Origin of the sequence: Pragia fontium (assembly GCF_900638655.1) — a bacterium.
Classification (GTDB): domain Bacteria; phylum Pseudomonadota; class Gammaproteobacteria; order Enterobacterales; family Enterobacteriaceae; genus Pragia; species Pragia fontium.
In genome coordinates this window covers 687,346-711,846 of sequence record NZ_LR134531.1, presented here as the reverse complement: position 1 = coordinate 711,846, position 24,501 = coordinate 687,346, and the positions used below count along the sequence as shown (strand labels likewise).

Annotated in this window: 20 protein-coding genes and 1 other RNA gene; 5 read left to right on the top strand and 16 right to left on the bottom strand. The window is 46.0% G+C overall.

What is annotated here, in order from left to right; translation table 11 throughout:
- Positions 1-282: 282 nt before the first annotated feature.
- The 5 genes from creD to sdhE form a co-directional block, all read right to left on the bottom strand.
- Positions 283-1,809, bottom strand: coding sequence for a cell envelope integrity protein CreD (gene creD, locus EL341_RS02870; protein ID WP_047779972.1), 1,527 nt, complete (start codon positions 1,807-1,809; stop codon positions 283-285).
- 117 nt (positions 1,810-1,926) lie between these two features.
- Positions 1,927-3,357, bottom strand: coding sequence for a two-component system sensor histidine kinase CreC (gene creC, locus EL341_RS02865; RefSeq protein WP_047779971.1), 1,431 nt, complete (start codon positions 3,355-3,357; stop codon positions 1,927-1,929).
- Positions 3,354-4,034, bottom strand: a complete 681-nt coding sequence (gene creB / locus EL341_RS02860) for a two-component system response regulator CreB (RefSeq protein ID WP_047779970.1) — start codon at positions 4,032-4,034, stop codon at positions 3,354-3,356. Before creB ends, creC begins: the two co-directional genes overlap by 4 nt.
- Before the next feature lie 44 nt (positions 4,035-4,078).
- Positions 4,079-4,507 (bottom strand): protein YgfX, encoded by a 429-nt coding sequence (locus EL341_RS02855; RefSeq protein ID WP_047779969.1) that lies wholly within the window; start codon positions 4,505-4,507, stop codon positions 4,079-4,081.
- Positions 4,482-4,745: an FAD assembly factor SdhE gene (gene sdhE / locus EL341_RS02850; RefSeq protein ID WP_047779968.1), complete on the bottom strand. Its 264-nt coding sequence runs from the start codon at positions 4,743-4,745 to the stop codon at positions 4,482-4,484. Before sdhE ends, EL341_RS02855 begins: the two co-directional genes overlap by 26 nt.
- A gap of 336 nt (positions 4,746-5,081) precedes the next feature.
- On the opposite strand from sdhE, the gene ygfZ reads away from it, so the two are divergent.
- Positions 5,082-6,080 (top strand): tRNA-modifying protein YgfZ, encoded by a 999-nt coding sequence (gene ygfZ / locus EL341_RS02845; RefSeq protein WP_126466960.1) that lies wholly within the window; start codon positions 5,082-5,084, stop codon positions 6,078-6,080.
- Between the two features lie 57 nt (positions 6,081-6,137).
- Here the strand turns inward: ygfZ and trhA are convergent, their stop codons facing one another.
- From trhA to EL341_RS02800, 9 genes are all read right to left on the bottom strand, one after another.
- Positions 6,138-6,785: a PAQR family membrane homeostasis protein TrhA gene (trhA, locus tag EL341_RS02840; protein ID WP_047779966.1), complete on the bottom strand. Its 648-nt coding sequence runs from the start codon at positions 6,783-6,785 to the stop codon at positions 6,138-6,140.
- Between the two features lie 474 nt (positions 6,786-7,259).
- Positions 7,260-8,678: an alanine/glycine:cation symporter family protein gene (locus EL341_RS02835; RefSeq protein ID WP_047779965.1), complete on the bottom strand. Its 1,419-nt coding sequence runs from the start codon at positions 8,676-8,678 to the stop codon at positions 7,260-7,262.
- A gap of 450 nt (positions 8,679-9,128) precedes the next feature.
- Positions 9,129-12,008 carry an aminomethyl-transferring glycine dehydrogenase gene (gene gcvP / locus EL341_RS02830; protein ID WP_126466958.1) on the bottom strand — a complete coding sequence of 960 codons (2,880 nt, stop codon included), beginning with the start codon at positions 12,006-12,008 and terminating at the stop codon, positions 9,129-9,131.
- A 142-nt stretch (positions 12,009-12,150) separates the two neighbouring features.
- On the bottom strand, positions 12,151-12,537 hold the full coding sequence (gcvH, locus tag EL341_RS02825; RefSeq protein WP_047779963.1) for a glycine cleavage system protein GcvH: 387 nt from the start codon (positions 12,535-12,537) through the stop codon (positions 12,151-12,153).
- Positions 12,538-12,626: 89 nt separating this feature from the next.
- Positions 12,627-13,721: a glycine cleavage system aminomethyltransferase GcvT gene (gene gcvT, locus EL341_RS02820; protein WP_126466956.1), complete on the bottom strand. Its 1,095-nt coding sequence runs from the start codon at positions 13,719-13,721 to the stop codon at positions 12,627-12,629.
- A 656-nt stretch (positions 13,722-14,377) separates the two neighbouring features.
- Positions 14,378-15,586, bottom strand: coding sequence for an FAD-dependent 2-octaprenylphenol hydroxylase (gene ubiI / locus EL341_RS02815; protein WP_047779961.1), 1,209 nt, complete (start codon positions 15,584-15,586; stop codon positions 14,378-14,380).
- An 11-nt stretch (positions 15,587-15,597) separates the two neighbouring features.
- Entirely contained in the window at positions 15,598-16,779 is a 1,182-nt protein-coding gene (ubiH, locus tag EL341_RS02810) for a 2-octaprenyl-6-methoxyphenyl hydroxylase (RefSeq protein ID WP_074820310.1), read from the bottom strand.
- Positions 16,767-18,095 carry a Xaa-Pro aminopeptidase gene (gene pepP, locus EL341_RS02805; protein WP_047779959.1) on the bottom strand — a complete coding sequence of 443 codons (1,329 nt, stop codon included), beginning with the start codon at positions 18,093-18,095 and terminating at the stop codon, positions 16,767-16,769. Before pepP ends, ubiH begins: the two co-directional genes overlap by 13 nt.
- A gap of 104 nt (positions 18,096-18,199) precedes the next feature.
- Positions 18,200-18,775 carry a YecA/YgfB family protein gene (locus EL341_RS02800; RefSeq protein ID WP_047779958.1) on the bottom strand — a complete coding sequence of 192 codons (576 nt, stop codon included), beginning with the start codon at positions 18,773-18,775 and terminating at the stop codon, positions 18,200-18,202.
- A 221-nt stretch (positions 18,776-18,996) separates the two neighbouring features.
- Between EL341_RS02800 and zapA the strand changes: the two genes are divergently transcribed.
- From zapA to EL341_RS02785, 3 genes are all read left to right on the top strand, one after another.
- Entirely contained in the window at positions 18,997-19,326 is a 330-nt protein-coding gene (gene zapA, locus EL341_RS02795; protein WP_047779957.1) for a cell division protein ZapA, read from the top strand.
- A 104-nt stretch (positions 19,327-19,430) separates the two neighbouring features.
- Positions 19,431-19,614, top strand: a non-coding RNA gene (ssrS, locus tag EL341_RS02790) — 6S RNA.
- Between the two features lie 38 nt (positions 19,615-19,652).
- On the top strand, positions 19,653-20,240 hold the full coding sequence (locus tag EL341_RS02785; protein WP_126466954.1) for a 5-formyltetrahydrofolate cyclo-ligase: 588 nt from the start codon (positions 19,653-19,655) through the stop codon (positions 20,238-20,240).
- Positions 20,241-20,243: 3 nt separating this feature from the next.
- Here the strand turns inward: EL341_RS02785 and EL341_RS02780 are convergent, their stop codons facing one another.
- Positions 20,244-21,836 carry a phosphoethanolamine transferase gene (locus tag EL341_RS02780; protein WP_126466951.1) on the bottom strand — a complete coding sequence of 531 codons (1,593 nt, stop codon included), beginning with the start codon at positions 21,834-21,836 and terminating at the stop codon, positions 20,244-20,246.
- A 282-nt stretch (positions 21,837-22,118) separates the two neighbouring features.
- On the opposite strand from EL341_RS02780, the gene EL341_RS02775 reads away from it, so the two are divergent.
- Entirely contained in the window at positions 22,119-22,805 is a 687-nt protein-coding gene (locus EL341_RS02775) for a hypothetical protein (protein ID WP_126466948.1), read from the top strand.
- 213 nt (positions 22,806-23,018) lie between these two features.
- On the opposite strand, the gene serA is transcribed toward EL341_RS02775, so the two are convergent.
- The gene (gene serA, locus EL341_RS02770) at positions 23,019-24,251 is read right to left on the bottom strand and encodes a phosphoglycerate dehydrogenase (protein ID WP_074820322.1); all 1,233 of its coding nucleotides are present in this window, start codon (positions 24,249-24,251) and stop codon (positions 23,019-23,021) included.
- Positions 24,252-24,501 lie beyond the last annotated feature (250 nt).

Here is a 24,501-nt window from a genome sequence, read left to right as displayed (position 1 = left end):
TGCACTCCCGCGCCTTCGCCCCCGAATCCAGATCGCCTACGGCGACTTCCCTCCGCCTTCGTTCGGGTTAACGCACCGGCGCTGATTCTCTCCCGGAGAAGCAGCGCCTCGCCCATCATCCTTGATGGGCGTGCTCCCTCACTTAGTTGTCGGCTGAATTCCAGCGCTCAATAGAAAGAGCATAAAATAAAACTCACTGCCTCATATTTTCTTAACAGAATGGCATCAGGCAAAAATACCAGGGTATTTTATCGGAAGAAACAAACCATTAAGTTAAATCGATTATTTCCATAATCGGTATTTGCGTCGCTCCTGACTATCTTCATCGCTATTCCTGATGGCCTCAGAAATATTTTGCTCCACACTATTCTCTGGCATGGCTTCCACTTCACTCAATGCCGCACTATCAGAATTTTTACCGTTATTCGATGATGGCGATGATGGCGATGATGGCGATGATGGCGATGATGGCGCAGCCACCTTGTACCAGTCCAAACGACGAGTCAATGTCATCACAACGGTTAACACGATAAACAGTAAGATTGCTCCTAATAACAGCGCATTATCCTCGGACTGTAACAAGACATAGAGCACGCCGTACAGCACCAATAGCCCCACGGCAAAGCTAATACCACGTATTGCCCCTTTCAATACCGCACTCAAATAGAAACCAATCAGACTACTGCAGCTCAATGCGGCAATACAGTATGCCCAAGCAAAGCCAATACGCTCAGATAACGCCAGTAAAATGACATAAAACACCATCAACGCAGCCGCAACTAACAAATATTGCATTGGGTGAATCGATAATGACTTAAGCATTTCAAACAAGAAGAAAGCCACAAACGTCAGGCTAATAAACAAAATGGCATACTTAACGGTGCGAGTATTCAGTTGGTAATGATTGACCGGTTCAATAAAGCTGGTACTAAAGGTTGGAATCGATGAAATCCGGTCATAAGTATAAGCTTCTGTTGAATAACCTTTTGTTCTCAGATCACGCATATCATAACGACTAAAGTTGTTATTAATATTATTGGCAATCCAACTGCTCTGCCAGCTCGCAGTAAAACCGTCCTCAGTAACGACGCGTTTTTTCGGCAAAAATTGTCCCAAGAAATTAGGATGAGGCCAATTACCACTCAGGTTAAGTTCAGAAGAAGCACCGACCGGCATCACCGCTAAATGCCCCATTCCCTGAAGTGACAGCTTAAAATCAAAAGAGAGGGACTTATCTGCATTGAGCATCGCATCCGACAGCTCAACGTGCATTCCCTGAGGCAAGTCTGGATAGTTGGTTCCCGGTTTAAAAACTTCCGCATGCTGATTCAGCATGATTTCCGGCACCTTAGTAATGCCTCGAGAATCAGCCAGTGATAAAACCAAGTAAGGTTTACCGTAGGTGACTGAAGCCGTATCGTTATCAACGACCTTAGGAAAAGAGCCAGTGAAGTGCAAATCGCTTTGATAAACCTGCGCCTGATAGATACCGACCTTGCGCGGCTCCACATTAACCTGACCGTTAATTTTCAGGTTATCGGGAAGGATATAACTTTTCCCTTCATGATACTGGATTCTGTTTTTCCCATCGCTGTCCGTTTCCATTGATGAACGAACAAAGGGCACCACAATAATGGGGCCAACAATGATCTGCTCACCGCTGGTACCATCTTCAATACGTTCAATCACACTCTGCTGGTATTGATTACGCCCATCAATTAAGCCCAATACCATACCGATAGGAATCAACATCATCAGGGTCAGTCCCAACAATATTAATACCTTCCAAAATAGCGTAGATCTAAACATCTCCAGTCACTCCTATTCCATATTATGGCAACAGCATAAATGGGCTGAGTGAGCAGATGATGTTGTTATGTGAAGGCAGTGTGAAGAGAACGAGGATTCATCACCAAAGTGATATGGCTATTTATCCTTCATTGGCAGGATAAAAATGGCTTTAGCTCCGCCCTCCTCACCGTTCACCAAATGAATGGTTCCCTGATGAATAATCGCCACTTCCCGAACAAAGCTCAGCCCCAGGCCGGTGCTTTTCTCTTTATCCGGTCGCGGTAGAGAATAGAAACGATCAAACACCTTATCCAGAGCATAGACCGGCATTCCCGGGCCATTATCAATGACAATCACTCGATAATGATTTTCAACAAACTCACCGGTGATGACTATTTTTCCCTGTTCCGGGGTAAAATCTAACGCATTCTCCAGTAAATTACTGAATGCCTGTTCCAACAGTAATTTATCGCCACGTACCGTAACCGGAGCATCAATGTTGCGGCTAACGGTAATTCGACGGTGGGCAAACTGTGCCTCTTTGGCGTCTATCACGCCGTTGAGTAACTCCGCCAAATCGACCGATGCCTTTTCCTGACGAATACGGCTTTCCACCTGCGCCTGTTGCAGCATTCTATCCACCAGAAGCTGCAAACGTTCATTTTGCTGTTTAATGTTATTGATAAAACGCTGTGCTACCGGCTGCGGTGGCATTTCTTGCAAAATTTCTGCTGCTCCGCGGATCGCGGCTAAGGGACTCTTTAATTCATGCGTCAGGGTATGAACATATTTTTCGATATAGTCTTTCCCCTCCAGCTTGATACGCATGCTTTCCAGCGCATGTGCCAGACTACTCAGCTCCGGGCCATCCATTTTCGGCAGCGTTGGGGCATTACCCTCCGCGACTTCACTGGCATAGCGCACCAATCTAGAAATCGACCGGTTAATCCACCAGACAAACACCGCACCAATCAGCAGCGCAATACCCAGCAGAATAATACCGGCAATCTCCATACGTCGTTCGCTACGGCGGATAACCGGCTGCATTGTCTGGTTGGGTTTTGAAACGGTCAGTGAGCCAATGATTTGACCATCGGTCGTTTTGATCGGCGCTGCCACATACATAACAGAGCTGCTTTCATCCTCGGGATCAAGGCGGGTACTACGGGCGCCGTATTTACCACGTAGCGTCAAATAAACATCGTTCCAGCGAGAATAATCCTGCCCCAGCCCCTCTCCGGTGGAGTCAAAAATCACCTTACCTTTACTGTCAGTGATATAGACTCGGTATTCCATACGGTTCTTAACGATGTGATCAATCTTTGCACCGATAGGTGCACGATTAATATCCGAAAACGCCTGAGCAATATGTCCCTGATTCAGATTACGATTGCGAATATCCTGTTCGGCGATCTGAGCCAGAAGATTGGCAGTATCTACCATCATTCCTTCAGTAGCACGCCGAACCCCAGGTTTAACTTCCTGAACAAAAATATTCATCACGAAGTAACCCGCAACGGCCACAATCATAAAGAAGCCTAGCAGTAAGCGAAGACCAATCCTCATTCGCCGGGGCTCAGGCTATATCCTAATCCGCGATGTGTCTGGATCGGGTTGATTTCATCAGATATGGTGCGCAATTTGGCTCGCAGAGTTTTAATGTGGGTATCAACGGTACGATCCAGACTCTCTTCTGCATCCTGCCAAACCAAATCCATCAGTTGTTGACGAGAAAACACCCTACGCGGGGATTTAAGCAGCGTTCTTAACAATAAAAACTCATAGCGAGTTAATAGCAGAACCTGACCATAAAAGGTGATCGTCGCCCCCTCTTCGTCCAGACCAAAAGCACCGTAGCTTGGCATTAAACGTTGCTGCTTTTCCAGACGACGTAAAATAGTGCGTACCCGAGCGCTCACTTCTCGCGGTGAGAACGGTTTGGCGATGTAGTCATCCGCCCCTATTTCCAGTCCAACGATGCGATCCAGCTCTTCACTGCGGGCTGTGAGAAACATTAATGGTAAGTCAGCCGCCTGCGCTAACATACGACGGCATAGTTCAAATCCATTGATATCGGGTAACCCCACATCCAGAATAGCCAACGCCGGACGACTCTGATTTAGCGCCGCTAAAACCGGCTCGCCGCGTTCGAACCATCTAACTTCAAACCCATCGGTCTCCAGAGTGTAGATCAGCGTATCGGCAATACTCGCTTCATCTTCGACTAACCAGATTAATGACATGACATTACCCTATATCCACCCTATCAGACACTCAATACTCTCGTTTATTTATCTTCATACTTGTCAAACTGCAATAGCTGAAAACGCAGGCTACGCCAAGACTCCGTATCCATACTATCTATCGCCAGCCAAACTCGACGACGGCGATGCTTACCGGTAATGGAAACCAGCTTTAACGATATGCCCCAGCTAAACATGATGGGCTTACCTTTGATTTTCCATTCATTTCGCTGCCATTGGATCACACCATTATTCAACAACAGCATCTCTCCCTGCATGCGTTGAATATGTCGCTGGCTGCGTAAACAATCAAAAATCACCAACGTCACTAAAGAGAGCCAAAGTGGCCAATATCCGTCATTCCACGGAGATAGCAGCACCAGCAACACTAAAGCCCCGTGTATCAAGAGTGAGACACACTGTGTTTTCCAGGAAACCCGGATATCACTATGCCAGAGAACGACGTTCTGCATTTTTCTTTTGAATCATTTTGATCATACGTTCCAGTTCAGCATCTTCTGGCGTAGCCTGATTCATCAGCCAACGAAACAGCTGGGGATCTTCAAACGCTAGCAAACGAACAAACGTCTGTTTATCGCCATCAGATAGCCCATCATAATCATTTTCAAAAAACGGCATGATGGCAATATCCAGTTCACGCATTCCACGACGACATGACCAGTGGATTCGGGTTTTATTATTGATATCCATACAAACTTACTCATATCAGGTTACATGGTTGTGTAGAGTAGCAATTTGCTCCGACTTTGGGAAAGGCTACAGATAAAACTTAGCGTAAATTTGCCATCAGGATCGATATTACTGGTTAAAATCAGATTTTAATCGAACTGAAATTGGGAGATATCGCTGAAAATATGCAATCAAACCAATGCGGGAAGGAAAACTTTCTGGATGAAACACATAATTCGTATACTGTACCCGGCGATTGTTCAGTAAACTGTGTAATATAAGCGGTTTCGGTAGATCCATTAATCGTCTTTTACCGTCGCTCATCCGTGTATTTGTCCTATTCGTATTGGAGTACTTATGGCTTATAAATCACCACTACCCTCTCAGTTAGCAAGCCCATCATCAGATTTGTCGCTGACGTTAATCTCGTTAGAAGACTGGGCGCTGGTTAGCCTGAGTGGAGAAGATAATCGTAAGTATTTACAGGGGCAGGTCAGCTGCGATGTGTACGCCTTAACACCGGAACAACATCAGTTAACCGCGCACTGCGATGCCAAAGGCAAAATGTGGAGTGATATCCGCCTATTTCAGTATGGTGATGATTTAGCCTACCTACAACGCACCAGCCTATGTGATACACAGTTAACCGAACTCAAAAAATACGCCGTATTCTCTAAGGTCACCATTGAAAGAAAAAATGAAGCCGTTCTGTTAGGCCTTGCGGGTAGCGATGCCAGAACCACACTGTCTTCGTTTTATCCAACCTTACCGGATGCAACAACCTCCGTGGTTCAGCATCAGGAAACCAGTATTTTACATTTTGCCTCTCCTACAGAGCGGTTTCTGATTGTCACCAACCAAGAACAGGCCAATACTCTTTATACCCATCTGCTGGGTAAAGCCGCCCTGAATGACAGCCGTCAGTGGCTGGCTTTAGATATTGAAGCGGGTATTCCCATCATTGACAGCGTTAACAGCGATCAGTTTATCCCTCAGGCTACTAACCTACAGGCGCTCAATGCCATCAGCTTTGCTAAAGGCTGCTATACCGGACAGGAAATGATCGCCAGAGCGAAATATCGCGGAGCGAATAAGCGTGCTATGTATTGGCTGGCAGGTAATGCGCTGGATTTACCAGAGACTGGCGGTGAGTTGGAATTACAATTGGGTGAAAACTGGCGTCGAACCGGCACTGTATTGGCGTCGGTTAAACTAGCGGATAGCTCTATCTGGGTTCAAGCAGTATTGAATAACGATCTCGAGGCAGATACCGTACTGCGGGTTAAAGATGATGTTACCAGTAAGCTAGCGATTCAACCTTTACCTTATTCGCTGGAAGAAGAAGGCAAAGCTTAATTCTCGATATCGGTCACCGCTTCCCGCAGCCTATGCGGGAAGCAAATAGATACTCAATCAGGCAATATAAAGATAAATCGCCAGAAAATGACAAACGCTGCCGCCCAGCACAAAACCATGCCAAATCGCATGATTGTATGGAATGCGTTTATTAACGTAGAAAATCACCCCTAAGCTGTAAATCACCCCACCGGCAGCCAAAAGCCCAACGGCACCAACCGACAGCTTTACTGCCATCTGGTAAATCACCACTAGCGATAGCCAGCCCATTCCCAGATAGGTCACCAGCGAAACGACTTTAAAACGATGAGTAAATGCCAGTTTAAATACCACGCCGATTAGCGCCAAGCTCCAGATAACCACCATCAAACCTTGCGCCAGAGGAGAACCCAAACCCACCAATAAGAAAGGCGTATAGGTACCAGCAATCAGCAGATAAATAGCGCAGTGGTCAAAGACCTTAAGCCGCCGTTTGGCATGCGGATTAGGGATCGCATGGTACAGCGTAGAAGCCAGGAACAGCACAATAATACTGCCGCCGTACAGGCTGTAGCTGGTGATTTCCAGCGAACCGGCATCCTTATCGATAGCCTGAGTGAGCAATAAGACCAGCCCGACAATCCCCAGAATAAATCCAATGCCGTGGCTGATACTGTTAGCAATTTCTTCCGCTACTGAGTAGCCCTGTTTTAATGATGCTGACATGCACTTGACCTTTTATTTGCGCTATAAACATAGCCCATAGTTTCGGTATCCATAACCCACTTTCAGATTATATGAGAATCATTTCAGTGTACACATGTAAGCTGAATTTTTTATGTAAATGTAGAAACATTTAGCCATTCAGAAAAGTGAATGCTAATAAAAAGAGAGTCAGTAGAAACAATAAATCCCAAATAAACCAAGATTCAAATTGATAAAAAATCCTAATATTCTCAATCAGAAATCCCTTCACTACACCCAAACGACAGGAGAGTTTTCCGTTTGGGTCGTAGCTGGCTTGCCAGCCGGAGGGCGCATAGGAAAAGTAGGCCTGTCGCCCACGATAGTTAAGTACCCATGGTTCTCAAGCTGAACACTTAAATAATATTCACTACATCTGATTAAAAGAACTTACCAACAAAAACAATAAACCCCGGATTAACCGGGGTTTAAGTATCGAAATTTCAACCAAGATAATCAGCGCTTAGCGTCTAACTCCGCATCGGGAATACCGCTACCGTAACCGGCCATTTTCCCCAGCTTAATTACTATCGGAGAAAGTAACAGCAGCGCTGCCAGGTTCGGTAACACCATCAAACCATTGAACATATCGGCCATCTTCCACACCAGCTCAACTTTAAATAGTGAAGCAGCAAAGATAAAACAGATAACAATAAACTGATAAATACGTACCGCTGACGTGGAGTTAAACAGATAACGCACGTTCGTCTCGGCATAATAGTACCAGCCAATAATGGTGGTGAACGCAAAGAAGAACAGTGAAGCCGAAATAAACAGGCTACCAAAATGACCGAATACATAGGTATAGGCCTGTTGAGTCACGGTAATTCCCTGTCCGTGGAAAATCCCTAAAAATGACTCAGTCACACGACCCGTTGCATCCCACTCTTTCATGCCTGAAGTGATAATCACCAGTGCAGTAACGGTAACAATCACACACACCACAAACACACCCATCATGGCAATAAAGCCCTGCTGCTCAGGTCTGGCGACGCGGGCAACCGCATGAGCATGAGGCGTTGACCCCATTCCGGCTTCGTTAGCAAACAACCCTCTGGCAATACCAAAGCGCATCGCCTGCTGAATACCTATTCCCACACCACCACCGACCACGGCCTGCGGATTAAATGCGGCAATAAAAATAGCCTTAAAGGCAGGTAACACATATTCGAAGTTAAAGACCAGAATGGTAAATGCGCCAATTAAATAACAAATGGCCATGACCGGAACAACTTTTTCACTGAATGAAGCAATACTGCGAATACCACCGATAATCACAATACCGGCAACCACAGCCATTACCGCACCAACGATCCAATTAGGCACGCCTAAAGAACTGTTAAACGCGGAAGCGATCGCATTGGACTGCACCATGTTGCCAATAAAGCCTAAAGCAAAAATAATCAGCACCGCAAAAACGCAGGCTAACCACTTACACTTTAAACCCTGTTCAATATAGTACGCTGGGCCACCCACAACCTGACCGTTACGGTCTTTAGTTTTGAATTTCTGCGCCAAAATGGCTTCAGCATAAATGGTCGACATCCCCAGAAAAGAGGAAACCCACATCCAAAAGATAGCGCCCGGGCCACCAGCAAGAATCGCCGTAGCGGGTCCTGCCAGATTACCGGTGCCGACTTGCCCGGCAATTGCGGTAGCGACCGCCTGAAAAGAGCTCATGCCGCTTTTATCAGCTTTATCACCACGTAGCGACATACCGCCAAACAGTGCTTTTAAGCCTGAGCCAAAATGTCTGATTTGAATAAAGCCCAAACGGATAGTGAAGTAAATTCCAGTTCCGCATAGCAGGAAGATTAATACGTGGTCCCAGAGCAGGCTGTTCACCTGATCGACCAATTTTTCCAGTATCTCCATTTTTTCGATCTCTTGGTTATGTTATGTGTTTGCTTGCAATATTGTTGGTGCGTGCGTTATTGCACGTCATTTTTATATACGGGTACGTACCACAGCTTTTCGTTTTTACGGTAACTCATATCGATGAAATACAGGGGGAACGAACCTCTGCATAACAGGAAAATATGACATCAAAGACCGTAGAATAAACAAGAAGAGAAGTTAACGTCCCATATCGCGGGAAATATAACATTAACTCTCAACGGTTGGATATGGTTATTCCGCTGAATGATTAAAAACAAGCGTCTTTCGCTGGATTTACGCACAGGAATAGTGATTATGATGGAATGCACACCATAGAAAAGCCACAAATCAGCAGACACTCTCAACTCAGTTAAAGAACCTGTTGATAGACGTGAAGAACCATCGCTCTTCACGCCTATTCAATATCCCGGCTCTCACCGGGATAAGCTACTCATACTCAGCCATTGGCACACAAGAACAGAACAGATTTCTATCCCCATACACATCATCCAGACGTTTTACCGTCGGCCAGTATTTATTCTGAAACACCGCTTGTGACGGGAATACCGCCAAATCGCGACTATAAGGGTGCTCCCATTGATGTACCAGTTCGCCTTGAATATGTGGCGCATTAACCAGCGGGTTATCATCCAGTGGCCATTCACCCGCCTGAACCCGACGAATCTCATGACGGATAGCCAACATCGCCTCAATAAAGCGATCCAGTTCAGCCTTACTTTCCGATTCGGTCGGCTCCACCATGAGCGTACCGGCAACTGGGAAAGACATGGTTGGCGCATGGAAGCCATAATCAATCAAGCGCTTGGCGATATCCATCTCCGTAATACCGCATTCCTCTTTCAATGGGCGAATATCCAGAATGCATTCATGTGCCACCAGCCCATCTTGTCCAGAATAAAGTATTGGGTAGGCATCTTTTAAGCGACGGGCAATATAGTTGGCGTTTAAAATCGCCACTTGACTGGCCATTTTCAGACCTTCCGCCCCCATCATATGAATGTACATCCAACTGATAGGCAGAATCGATGCGCTGCCAAACGGAGCAGCGGATACTGCACCCAATGATGTGGTCACGCCTTCGAGATGAACGACGCTGTGCCCCGGAACAAACGGCGCCAGATGCTTTTTCACCCCAATCGGCCCCATACCCGGGCCACCACCACCGTGAGGAATACTGAAAGTTTTATGTAAGTTAAGGTGAGATACATCAGCACCAATATAGCCCGGAGTGGTAATGCCCACCTGAGCATTCATATTGGCACCATCAAGATACACCTGACCGCCAAACTGATGCACAATCTTGCACACCTCACGAATGGTTTCCTCATATACCCCGTGGGTTGATGGGTAAGTCACCATAATGCACGACAGTTCATCGCTGTGTTGTTCAGCTTTGGTGCGTAAATCGCTTAAATCAATATTGCCCTGCTTATCGCAGGCAACCACCACCACTGTCATACCCGCCATCTGGGCTGAAGCAGGGTTAGTACCATGGGCGGAACTCGGAATTAAACAAATATGCCGACTCCCCTGTCCACGGCTTTCATGATAGCGACGGATGGTCAGCAACCCGGCATATTCCCCCTGAGCGCCAGAGTTGGGCTGCATACAGACCGCATCGTAACCGGTAATCTGCGCCAACCACTGGGACAGTTGGGCAATCAGAATCTGATAGCCTGCGGCCTGCTCCGGCGGACAGAACGGGTGAAGTTCTGCAAATTCCGGCCAGGTAATCGGAATCATTTCCGCTGCCGCATTCAACTTCATGGTGCAAGAACCCAGCGGAATCATCGCCTGATTTAGCGCTAAGTCTTTACGCTCCAAACGATGCATATAACGCATCATTTCAGTTTCGCTGTGATAACGGTTAAACACCGGATGAGTCAAAATAGGCGTTTTACGCAATAACGATGGCGGGATACTACTGCTGTGCGCGATACACTGACTATCCAGCTTATCAATATCGATGGCCTTTGAATCACCAATCAGAATATCAAACAGCGTTTGTATATCTTCCACGGTGGTGGTTTCATCAAGACTTATACCTACCGCGCCATCTAAATCACTGCGCAGGTTAACGCCAAAGCTTAAGGCTCGGGTTAGTACCAAAGCTTTATCCGCCACTTCAATACATAAAGTATCAAACCAACTATCATGACGCAGTTTCAGCCCCGCCTGCTGTAAGCCAGCGGCCAAAATATCGGTTAAACGATGGATCCGCTGAGCAATGCGCTTTAGACCAACCGGACCGTGATAAACCGCATAGAAACCAGCGATGTTGGCCAGCAGCACTTGTGAGGTACAAATATTGGAGTTCGCTTTCTCACGACGAATATGCTGTTCGCGAGTTTGCATTGCCATGCGCAGTGCGGTATTGCCCGCTGCGTCCTTGGATACGCCAATAATCCGTCCGGGCATTGAGCGTTTAAACTCATCTTTACAGGCGAAGAAAGCCGCATGCGGCCCACCATAGCCCATTGGTACCCCAAAGCGCTGGGAAGAACCAAACACCACATCTGCCCCCATGCTGGCCGGTGACTCCAGCAATACCAGCGACATAATATCCGCCGCCATACAGGTAATCACACCGCGCTGTTTAAGCTGATTAAGCAATTGGCTGTGGTCGTGCAATTGCCCTGTGGTGCCCGTTAATTGTACTAAGATACCAAACAGATCGGCATGGTTAGCTGCCTGATCTGTCCGGCCAATAATGACGTTAAAGCCAAATGTTTCTGCCCGGGTTTTTACTACATCAATGGTTTGCGGGTGCACATCATCGGCAACAAAAAAGCTATTCGCCTGTTTTAGCTTGCTGGCGCGTTTGGCCATCGCCATCGCTTCTGCCGCCGCCGTTGCTTCATCCAACAAAGATGCCGAAGCCAGATCGAGACCGGTCAAATCCTGGGTCATTTGCTGGAAATTAAGCAATGCTTCCAGACGGCCTTGAGAAACTTCAGGTTGATAAGGCGTGTAAGCCGTGTACCAACCCGGATTTTCCAACAGATTACGTTGAATAACCGGTGGCATCAGCACCGCACTGTAGCCCATACCGATATAGGATTTATAACGCTGATTCTGCCCAGCTATGGCTTTTAATTCAGCCAACGCCTGATGTTCGGTCTGCGCATCCCCCGTCGCTGGTGGATGGGGTAGTTGAATATCAGCAGGAACAATCAGCCGGGTCAATTCATCCAGGCTTTTCGCGCCAACCACCTCTAACATCTTCTGGCGTTCTTCAATAGAAGGACCAATATGGCGATCGATAAAAGATTCACCATATTCGAGTTGTTTGATTGTTTGATTCATCAGATCACATTCCTGAATTTATAATATTTTAGGGTTGTTCAGCCTGATTCGCCTCATGCGGCACCTGAAAGTGAGTGAAATACCGATGCAAAGGATAAAAAGCAAAACGCCCTGCTTATCGGGTGCAGGGCGTTCTTATGTTTTAATCTTCTAGTGTTGCTTGGTATCCCTCAGCATCCAGCAAACTTTTTAATTCGCTGACATCGCTGGCCTTAATACGGAATAACCATCCTTCATCATAAGGAGAACCGTTAACCAGTTCAGGAGAATCACTGAGTTCATCGTTAACCGCAATAATTTCGCCGCTGATCGGGGAGTAAATATCGGAGGCGGCTTTTACCGATTCCGCCACGGCACACTCTTGCCCGACGGCCACCACACTCCCAACCTCAGGCAGCTCAACGAATACCATATCGCCCAATAAGTGCTGGGCATGGTTGGTAATCCCTACGCTATAGATGCCATCTTGTTCTTCACGAACCCATTCATGCGAAGTCGCATATTTCAAATCAGCAGGTACATTACTCATATTATTCTCCATTCTTATCGCTTATCTATTGTTCCAACGTTACAGACTTAACGCTGACGCTAATTCATTACATGCTCTGACTACCGGGTTTACAGCACCGACTTACCATGGCGCACAAAGCCTGGCTTCACTACCCGTACCGGCATTTCACGATTACGAATAGGAACCACCGCGACGTCACCAACTTCAGCAGGGACTCTTGCCAACGCAATACTGTAGCCTAAGGTCGGTGAAAATGAGCCGCTGGTGATCACACCTTGATATTCATTTCCTGCTGCATCGCTAAACATAACCGGTAGTTCATGACGCAATACACCTTTTTCCATCATCACCAGACCAACCAGTTTATCCGTCCCCTGCTTGCGCTGTACTTCCAGCTTGTCACGACCAATAAAATCACGGTCGACAGGTTCCCAGGCAATCGTCCATCCCATATTGGCGGCCAGTGGAGAGACCCCCTCATCCATCTCCTGCCCATACAGATTCATACCGGCTTCAAGACGTAGCGTATCCCTCGCCCCCAAACCGCAAGGTTTCACGCCAACGGCCATCAGTTTCTGCCAGTAATCATCCAACTGTTCTGCCGGCATCATCAGCTCATACCCCTCTTCTCCGGTATAACCGGTGGTGGCAATAAACAGGTTTTCGGCCTGCACACCAAAGAAAGGTTTCATACCGCTGACGGCCTGACGCTGAGCATCGGATAGTAACGTTGCCACTTTCTGTTTGGCCTCCGGCCCCTGAACGGCAATCAGCCCTAAATCATCACGAACGTGCAACTCAACGGCAAAAGGACGCGCATGTTCAGAGATCCACGCCAGATCTTTCTCTCGCGTAGCGGAGTTAACAATTAAGCGGAAATAGTCTTCCAGTAGGAAATAGACGATCAAGTCATCAATCACACCGGCCGAAGCATTTAGCATAGCCGAATATAACGCCTTGCCTGGTTCGGTTAGTCGAGCAACATCGTTTGCTAACAAATAGCGTAGAAATTCACGCGTACGTGCGCCATGCAGATCGACAATTGTCATATGGGAAACATCAAACATACCGGCATGGTGACGTACCGCATTATGTTCATCAATTTGTGAACCGTAATTAAGCGGCATCATCCAACCGTGGAAATCGACCATGCGAGCACCGCAGGCAATATGTCTATCGTACAGAGGGGTTTGTTTGGCCATTATGTCCTCTTTAAATACTTCAGGGTAATCCCGTAATAGTTAAATCGGGTGCCAGATTAGGCATCTGACTCCATGTAATCATAAGTTAACGAAATTGTTAATTATTATCGCGACATGTAAACAATTTCTATCATGCAGTAGTTTTGATGGTTAAACTGCGTTTTTCTGCACAGAAATCAGTATTGGCTAAGTTAACGAATAATGGAGAAAAGTTTGGTGTTTAATTTAATTTGTTGATTTACAAAATATTATCATGTATTTCAGATTAGAATAACTAATGGGTTACCGGGTTATAGATTAGAATTTTTCATAGAAAACCTGGATTATTCACTACGTTCACCCTTGTATCTTGAAGTTGAGGTATGCAAATGTTTGCTGCGGCTACGCGTTCTGGTTTTCACCAGCATGACGGAGATGTTTTCAATGGGCTTATGCCGTCATCCCTGCGAAAGCTGGAACGCGTAGCCGTAGGCGAAGCAAACATTCACATAGTGAATGGCCCGAAGGGTGAGCGAAGCGAATCATCTCGTCCTTAAGCCAAGCGCCATCATTAAGCTAAAACATAGATTCCAGTTTTCACCGGAATGACGAAGGTATTTTTCACCAGAATGACAAAAAATCCATTTTATCAAAACAGAAACTCACCACCGACTAATCTACTCAGACTCTTTCAACCACTCAGGTAAATCGCGTAATCCCATGGCTTCATGAACCAAGTGGGGTTTAACCCCCGGTAAACTATCCGCCAGCTTCAATCCGATATCCCGCAGTAATTTCTTTGCTGGGTTTTCTCCAGCAAATATCTCCCTGAATCCTTGCATTGCAGCCAGCATTATTGCCGCACTCTGCTTCCGGCTACGCTCATAGCGACGTAAATAGAGATAATTACCGATATCCTTACCCTGTTTCTGTAGGCGCTTAATTTCAGCAATCAGGCAAGCAGCATCCATAAAGCCTAAATTCACGCCCTGACCGGCCAGAGGATGAATCGTGTGTGCCGCATCACCAACCAACGCCAAGCGATGGGCGGCAAAACTGCGGGCATAGCGGGCAGTTAATGGGAACACGTCCCGCTCGCTCACTACCTGACAACGACCCAGTCGATTATCAAAGGCAATCGCCAATTGGTGGTTAAACTGCGCCTCATCCAACAGCTTCATCTGCTCTGCTTTTTCCGGCGGTAATGACCAGACGATAGAACAAAGATTGTCTTGCCAAAGTGGTAAAAAGGCTAATATTCCATCACCGTGGAAAACCTGTCGGGCACAGTGCTGATGAGGCTCATCAGTTTGGATAGTGGCAACCAGTGCATGATGACCATAATCACGAAATGTCAGAGGAATATCCGCATGATGACGTAACCATGAATGAGCGCCGTCGGCCCCCACCACCAAACGACCACTTAACATCCGGCCATCTTCCAAAGTGATAAAAGCGTCATTTTCGCCTCTGACAACCTGCTTTAATCGGGCCGGTGCCAACAGGGAAATATCCGCACAACTGCTTGCCTTATCCCATAACGCTTTCTGAATCACAGCATTCTCAACAATATGTCCCAGACGATCATAACCATAATCATCGGCACGAAAAGCAATCTGCCCGAAGCTATCGCGATCCCATACATCCATCGCAGAATAAGGGCTGGTTCGCAGAGAGGTAACCCCTTTCCAAACGCCGAGATAATCCAGAAAGCGTTCACTGGCCGCATTAATCGCCGAGACCCGCAAAGCGGGTTCTGGTGGTAGAGTTTCATCCGGTTGATGATTCTCAACAACCGCAATGCGCAAACCTGTCCCCTGCAAACCGCAGGCCAGTGACAGTCCGACCATACCGCCACCGGCGATAACAACATCATAAGCATGCATGAGCGCTTGTCCTATCGTTTAACCCAGCCCAGGGTTCTATGCGCCAGCGGTAACCGGAGTAACTCACAGTTGTCCATGGCAATTAATCCAAGATTTCTGGCCACAATCAGCGGACCGTAACCGTTAGCAAACAGGTGGATTAACCCATCTGTCAGGCCAATGGTTGCCTGACGATCTGGCTCCCGGCGCTGGCTATAGCGGTGTAATACACCATAGCTGCCTAAATCTTCATTCTGTTGTGCCGCCTGAGATAGTGTCTCAGCCAGCGAAATAACATCTCGTAATCCCAAATTAAACCCTTGCCCGGCAATAGGATGTACGGTTTGAGCAGCGTTTCCCACCAAGGCTAAACGGTGGCTAATCGACTGGCGAGCAGTGCGTAAACGTAGCGGATAACTGGAACGTTTTCCTGCCGTCAGAATAGCCCCCAGACGCCAACCGAAAACCTGCTGCAGTTGCTGAATGAATGTCTGTTCATCCCACGCCATTGCTTCTGCTTGACGATCTTGTGACATACACCAAACTAGAGACATCCGACCTTTAGACATCGGCAGCAATGCCAGCGGGCCCTGAGGGGTAAAGCGTTCAAAGGCTCGACCTTCATGGGGTAGTTCGGTTGTCACATTCGCGATGACGGCAACTTGCTGGTAATCATCCTCATGCCAGGACATGCCTAATGAGGTCGCAACTGACGAAAAAGAGCCGTCGGCAGCCACCAACAACGAGGCCGACAGGGATTCACCGTTATCCAGCGTCACTTGTGCCTTCTCGATATCACGCGAAACCTGTACCACCTTAGCCGGACAATGCAGTGTGATATTTGGCGCTTTTCTCAGTAAAGAGAACAGTCGGCTACCTACATCATGCAGTTCAACCACCTGCCCTACCGCAGGTAATCCGTAATCCGCTGCTTTCAGCGTAACCATGCCGCTATGCCCGCGCTCACTGACCAGAACGGTTTTAATCGCCGTGGCACAGTCCGCTAATGCAGGCCAAATACTCATACGCGTCAGTTGTTGGCAAGTTCCTTGAGCCAAAGCAATAGCCCTGGCATCAAAACCGGGATGTTCAGTGGCTTCAGGCACCACCGCTTCCACCAAATCAACTTTAACTCGGCCGCCGCTTAAGGCGGAAAGGGCTAAGGCCAGCGTGGCTCCGGTCATTCCGCCACCGACGATAATTACGGATTGCATTTGCCAGCTCCCGCCATCAGCGCCTCAATATCATCCGCCTCTTTCACTACGCCAGCGGTCAAAATTTCACTGCCTTGCTCAGTAATCAGAATGTCGTCTTCAATTCGAATACCAATACCGCGGAACTCTGGTGGTACATCAGCATCTGGAGCGATATACAGGCCAGGCTCTACGGTCAGCACCATTCCCGGCGCCAATAAGCGATCGCGCGTTGATGAACCATAGCTGCCGACATCATGTACATCCAGCCCCAACCAGTGGCTTAAACCATGCATATAGAAAGATTGATGAGCCTTATCCACCATCAATTTTTCCACTTCGCCGTCTAATACACCAATATTCACCAAGCCCTGCAACATAACTCGAATCACTTGCTCGTTAGCGCTACGGATACTGTTGCCAGCGGTTAACAACGATATCGCTTTATACTGAGATGCCAAAACAATGTCATACACTGCCCGTTGAGCCGGACTGAACTTCCCGTTAACCGGGAAAGTCCGGGTAATATCACCGGCATAGCCGAAATATTCACATCCCGCATCGATCAAGACCAGATCGCCATCTTTTAGTTGAGATTCATTTTCTGTGTAGTGCAGAATGCAGCCATTCTCGCCGCCGCCTACAATGGTGTTATAGGCCGGATAGCGTGCGCCGTGGCGGGTAAATTCATGTTGGATTTCAGCCTCGAGATGATACTCAAACATGCCTGGCTGACAACGCTCCATCGCACGGGTGTGGGCTTTAGCCGAAATCTCCCCGGCTTTGCGCATTACCGCGATCTCTTCCGGCGATTTAAACAAGCGCATCTCGTGCAGCCATGGTCGCCAATCGGTGAGCGTAGCCGGAGCACGTAAATTCTGACGACTGCCTTTACGTAAAGTGTCCAGAGCAGAATAAACGATATCATCAGCGTAACCGTATTCTCCCTGAGCGTGATACACCACATCAAGGCCGTTAAATAACAAGTGAAGCTGTTCCTGAATATCGTCATATGGCAAAGCCCGATCAACACCCAGCTTCTGCGGTGCCGCTTCCTGTCCCAAACGACGACCAAACCAAACTTCAGCGGTTAAATCACGCACTCGATTAAACAGCACGCTATGACTATGAGTTTTATCGCTTTTAATCAGAATCAGCGCGGCTTCTGGCTCATTAAAACCGGTCAGATACCAAAAATCACTGTTTTGACGGAACGGATACTCTGAATCAGCACTGCGCGTTCTTTCCGGCGCCGCAAAAATAATGGCTGCACTCCCCGGTACCATCTTGGCCAGTAATGCCCGACGGCGCCGCTGAAACTCCGCTAAAGCGATCATAATCTTTATCCTTCCACATTCAGATTAGTTCAGTGAGAAGTACTTGCTCGTTGTATGACGTTTCCATCTGCATGTACCTATCGCTGCAAGAATATCGGCCCAAATTAGTGCAGTGTTGGCTTCACATTTTCCGGTACAGTGGTATTCAATCGTGCAAATTCGCTATGACAAAGTATTGCCGCCATTCGCACGTATTCACTGATCTCTTCTAAAGAATGCTCCAACTCTTCCTGATCTTCATCTTCTTCATAACCAAGCTGAGCAATATTTCGCAGATCGTCAATGGCTTCGCCAACTTCCCCTGTTACCTGGGCTAACTTAGGCTGCATCATGCCCAGTCCTAACAGGAAATGGTTTACCCAGCCAGACAAAGCATCAATACGCTCAAACACCAGAGTTTCATCATCCGGTAATAGCAAAGCAAAACCAAATCCATCATCTTCCAGCTCTTCTTTGGCGGCCTGATAAATTTGTTTCACCATATCGCCCAGCGGATAGCCGAAGGCAATACCTTCATTGGTTAAATCATGGACCAGCACTGTCCAACTATTATCATTACTGCCACCACACACCAAACCGCTAATCAAGCCGTGCATTTCCGATGCTGTCATGCCAATATTTTGTTGCGTCAAAGCGGTATTGAGTGATTGATAAGAAGGGAGCGTATTCTCGGTCGTCATGAATGATTCACCATCGTTGATAAGATAAGTTCATGCTATGCTACCATCAAGAACGGATCTGATGCCATAAAAGGCATAAATCTTAAACGGTTTCAACGCTCCTGGTCTCCTGTAAACTACGTACAAATTCAGTACTGATGCACAATCCGGCAGATAGTTTGGTATACTAGGCGCTATTGGTTAGATTTGAAAATGCCGTCAAAACTCGGCAGGAAGGTGACATGTCAGCACAACCGGTAGATATACAAATTTTCGGCAGATCTCTGCGGGTAAACTGTCCGCCAGAACAACAGGAAGCCCTGAATAAAGCGGCGGCAGAACTGAGTGAACGGTTGCAGGATTTGAAAGTTCGGACTAGAGTCACTAATACAGAACAATTAGTGTTTATCGCTGCCCTTAACATTTGTTATGAACTGGCGCAGGAAAAAAATAAAACCGACGAATACGCCAAAAATATGGAACAGCGCATTCGTATGCTGCAAGACACGATTGAACAAGCTTTAGTCGAACAGAGTAAAATCTCGCAGCGTCAAGGTGCAACGTTCGAATAAATTTCATATAATCTTTGAAAATTGATGTATAGTTGTAGCAACATTAGTTGATAAGTTCAGCTAAGTAAGAATAACAGAAAACGTAACAATACGGTTTCTAAAAAAATTCTCTGAGGTGCGCGTTATCGGGCCAGTCCCCTGAGCCGATATTTCAAACCAACAGAATGTGGATTCTTACAATCTGTGTGCATGCCCGGTTCGTCCGGGAAGCCTGATGATAGTAAATCTGCGTTCACCTTGAACCAAGGGTTCAAGGGTTACAGCCCGCGACGGCATCTCGGAGATCTCCCTTCTGTTTTACCATTACTGACATAAGCATATCCGGCATGACATTTGAGACCTCTCAGCGTCACATCCTCAGAAAACGAATTCGCCTGTTACGTAATAACCTGACACCTCAGGAACAAAGCCTTGCTGCAACGCAGATTCATCAACGTTTATGCGCCCATCCAAAAATTCAGGCTGCACAACACATTTCGCTGTTTCTCTCATTTGATGGTGAAATTAACACGCGCCCATTAATTGAAACATTCTGGCAGCAAGGAAAATCGGTTTATCTACCGGTATTGCATCCGTTCAGTCGTGGACATTTATTATTTCTGCGTTATACGCCAGATACACCGATGATCACCCATCCCTTTGGTATTCAGGAGCCCCGTCTGAATGTGCGCTCGGTTTTACCGGTTAGCGAATTGGACGTGCTTATCACACCACTGGTTGCTTTTGATGTTAACGGAAATCGTCTGGGAATGGGGGGCGGTTACTATGACCGAACGTTGAAAAACTGGCAACAAAGCCGCAGCTACCCGATTGGCATTGCCCATGATTGCCAGTTGGTTGATAGTTTACCCGCTGAAGACTGGGATATCCCATTACCGGAAATAGTCACGCCTTCTCACTGCTGGCAATGGTAGCCACTATAAAGTAAACGGCAGATCTGCCAACGAATCATAATCGACTAATTTATCCTCGAAATTGATCACCTGAATTTTCTTATGGCAGTTCATATCAGACAGCAAATCACACTTATCCGACAAAAGAGGCTCCTCAGAACCGGTCCATTGGGCATAAAGGGACAAGAAATCTAACCCACTTCGATAGTCATGGATCTCTTTTCGCTGTTTAGCATCATACGCAGTAATAAAGAACGGTACCTGAAAATTCTGTTTTGAACGGTCGCCATGCTGGAAATTCACCACCTTTCCCTGTTCCTGATGCATCGCCGATAGCCCATGATCGGAGAAATAGATCATGGTCCATTTTTTATGATTACTGCTTGCCGTCTGCGCTAATTCTGCCAGGAGATTATCGGTATTCTTTATGCTTTGGACGTAGCAAGAAAGCTTCTTGCTGATAAAAAACTCATCGTACTGATGATCAACTCTGCTACAAAAATCTGAATGAGAGCCCATCAAATGTAAAATAATCAGTTTTTTAGCCGATGGTTTCTCTACTATAGCCTGTTGAAAATGAGGTAATAAATCCCGATCAGAAAAAGATTGAGCATCGTATTCCCCCTTTTTAAGGAAGGTCACGCTGTCCGCCTGTTTTCCTATTTGTGATACACCAAAGTCATCATTACCCAAACTACCTTGATTTGATATCCAGTAAACAGATAATCCCTGTTTTTTCGCCAGATTAATAATATTGTTGTTATGCTGCAATTCACCATTATGTCGCCTAACCAACGACCCAGATACCGACGCCTGAGTTGAGCCAGCGGCTGAAATATAATTTTGAAAAAACAAACCATTCGCCGTACTGCTAAAAGGCGTATTGGCAATACTAAAACCATAAGCGTGCATGAAATCTCGGCGAACGCTCTCACCAATCACAATAATGTAGGTGTCATAATCATTCGCAGGTAAAGAAGGTGCCCAAGTGGATGGTTGTGCCATCAACTGCTTCATTTTTAATTCGGACGCCACAACGATTTTATAGGACTGATACAGTTCATTAGCAAAGCGGAACAGAGTAAAGCGGACACTTTCAGACGTAATACTATTAGTCGTTGAATACACCTTCAAAGGATTAAATAACACAATCAATAAAAAAGGTGCGATTAGCGCTACTGATTTTATATTGGGTAGATACTTTCGGGTCTTCAGAGCTAAAGCAGCAATAACAATTAATACTATGCTCGGAATAATATAGAGAATCGGTATATTGTTAAGAAAGTCAGCACTCTCATTTATATTGGTATTAAATACCGATATAAATATATTGATATTTGGCGAGCCGTACATAATCGCAATCGGATAGTACATTGCAGATATAGCAGCGAAAACCACTACCAATAGCTGAAACACTATCGGATAACGAGCACCCCACAATAAGCAAAAAAATAGGGCGAGCACATAGCCTGGTTTAACTGAATAACCAAAAGCAGAATCAAACAGAACTGAAAAAATCAATACCATCAAGATGGAAATAATTGTTTTACTTTTATTATTTTTTATTAGTCCATCAGGCTTATTTATCGTTCCAGATAAATGTGAATCAATTGACATATCAGTAGCTTAATTAAAATATAGGTGGGTATTAATTGTAAGCTGGCAAGACTAGCACTAAGAATTAACTAAGACAAGCGTTGTTTTTATTGAAAAAACTAGTGATTTCCGCCTCCTATAAAAAGATTCAATCTGCTATTTCTCCCAAGAAAAGCTTAAACATCACGTTGACACCAGATACATTTATCGTCATTTCGGCTCCCCCCCTTACTGGCAAGATTTTCATCCACACCTATACTCACCACGGTTTTTGGCAAAAATTAAATCGAGTAGGGTGAAATCATGACTAAACTTTCCACGCTCATAGAACAAAACAAACAGAAATTTGCCCGTCATGAATTTCTTACATTCTTAACAGACAAGACCGTACCGCTATCCCAAAGGCTGTCATTTCTTCCTAATATCGCCCACTTTGTTATGAGCTTCAGCGATATAAACAAGTTTATCTTACCCTTTCAAAATCCATCTAACGATCTGGAGCATGCTGTTAATCAACACGCACGGGAAGATGCTAATCATTGGCCATGGTTTTTAAACGATCTACAAAGCACTGGATTGAATAAACAGGGCTCATTGACAGATAATCTGGAATTCCTGTGGTCAGAAAATATTAAAAACAGCCGCTTATTAACTTATCAGCTCATCAAGTTACTCACGGATAAACCCGCTAAAATAAGGTTAGTGGTGATCGAAATAATGGAAGCAACGGGAAACGTCACCTTTGACACATTATCTCAAATCACCAAAGACTCAGCGTTTCCTCTTGAATTCTGTGGAAATATTCATTTCAGCCACGAGACAGGTCACTCCATTGGAAGTGAAGAAGAGCTCATTGATACAATAGAATACTCAAATCAAGAAATGAACGATGCCACTAACGCCATCAGCGATGGCTTTCAGGCCTTCGAACGTTTTTTTGACGAGTTAATGATGAATATGAAGGCTCATGGTAGTGAAGGTCAGGTTTAGTACCAACCATGGGTAATTTTTATCTCTCGCCCTTTCTAATGAGCGCTGGAATTCAGCCGACAACTGAGTGAGGGAACACGCCCATCAAGGATGATGGGCGTGTTCCCTCATTGATTTATTCTCTGTACTGATAGTGGGCGAAACTTTCGCTGTCATTAAACTTAACTGACAAACATTAAGCTCTTGGACCACCTAAATTACAAAAAAACAGCATCAGAATAAAAGTCTGGCGCGGATCGTACCCTGAATCGATTTCATATGATCTAACGCTTCATCAGCACGATCGGTCTCGATATCAATAACCACATAGCCAATATCATTGTTGGTTTGCAGAAATTGAGCGGCGATGTTAATGCCCTCTTCCGCAAAGATATGGTTGATCTGGTTCAGTACGCCCGGACGGTTTTCATGAATATGCAGTAACCGACTTACGTTCTCACTCGGCGCTGGTAAAGAAACTTCCGGGAAGTTAACCGCAGACAGCGTAGAACCATTATCAGAATACTTCGCCAACTTACCGGCCACTTCAGTACCGATATTTGCCTGAGCTTCCTGAGTTGAGCCACCAATATGCGGGGTGATTAGCACATTATCGAATGCGCATAATGGTGATACAAACGGATCTTGGTTAGTGGCTGGTTCAGTAGGGAACACATCAATCGCAGCACCAGACAAATGCTTGCTTTCCAGTACTTCACACAATGCCGGAATATCAACCACCGTGCCACGAGAAGCGTTAATCAACACTGAACCCGGTTTCATCAATGATAGCTCTTTATGACCCATCATATTTTTAGTGCTGGCCGTTTCCGGCACGTGTAGCGTAACCACATCACTCATATTCAACAGATCGGATAAATGATGAACCTGCTGAGCATTACCTAATGGCAGTTTGTTCTCAATATCGTAGAACATCACTCTCATACCAATAGATTCGGCTAAAATTCCCAATTGAGTACCGATATGTCCATAACCGATAATCCCCAGAATTTTACCACGCGCTTCATAACAGCCAACCGCCAGCTTACTCCACTCACCGCGATGCGCTTTAGCATTCGACTCGGGAATACGACGCAGTAACAGTAAAGTCTCACCTAAAACCATTTCTGCAACGGAACGCGTGTTGGAGAACGGTGCGTTAAACACAGGAATACCGCGTTTCGCTGCCGCATGCAGGTCAACCTGATTAGTACCGATACAAAAACAACCAATTGCCACCAGCTTTTCCGCTGCTGCCAGCACATCGGCCGACAGGTGAGTACGGGAACGAATACCCACAAAATGCGCATCACGAATAGCCACTTTCAGCTCATCATCACTTAATGCACCTTTATGGTATTCAATATTGGTATATCCCGCCGCGCGCAGGTTATCAACCGTACTCTGGTGAACGCCTTCAACCAGAAGAAACTTAATCTTCTCTTTTTCTAACGATACTTTTACCATCTGTTGAACCTTGCCTTATGATTATTTTCTAAGCCCTGTTTAACCAACATATCAAAAATAGAAGTTACAGCAATACAATCAACTCTCCCTCTATTAGCAGAAGGCATATAAGAATGATTTAATTTAGGTGGTTTATTCTGACTCAGACCGGAGTTAACAGCGACTTTACATCACATAATCTTCAAATGTGATATATATCACTAAATTAGGCTTTTTTAATTATATGTAATTAATTTTGTCATCTCCCGGA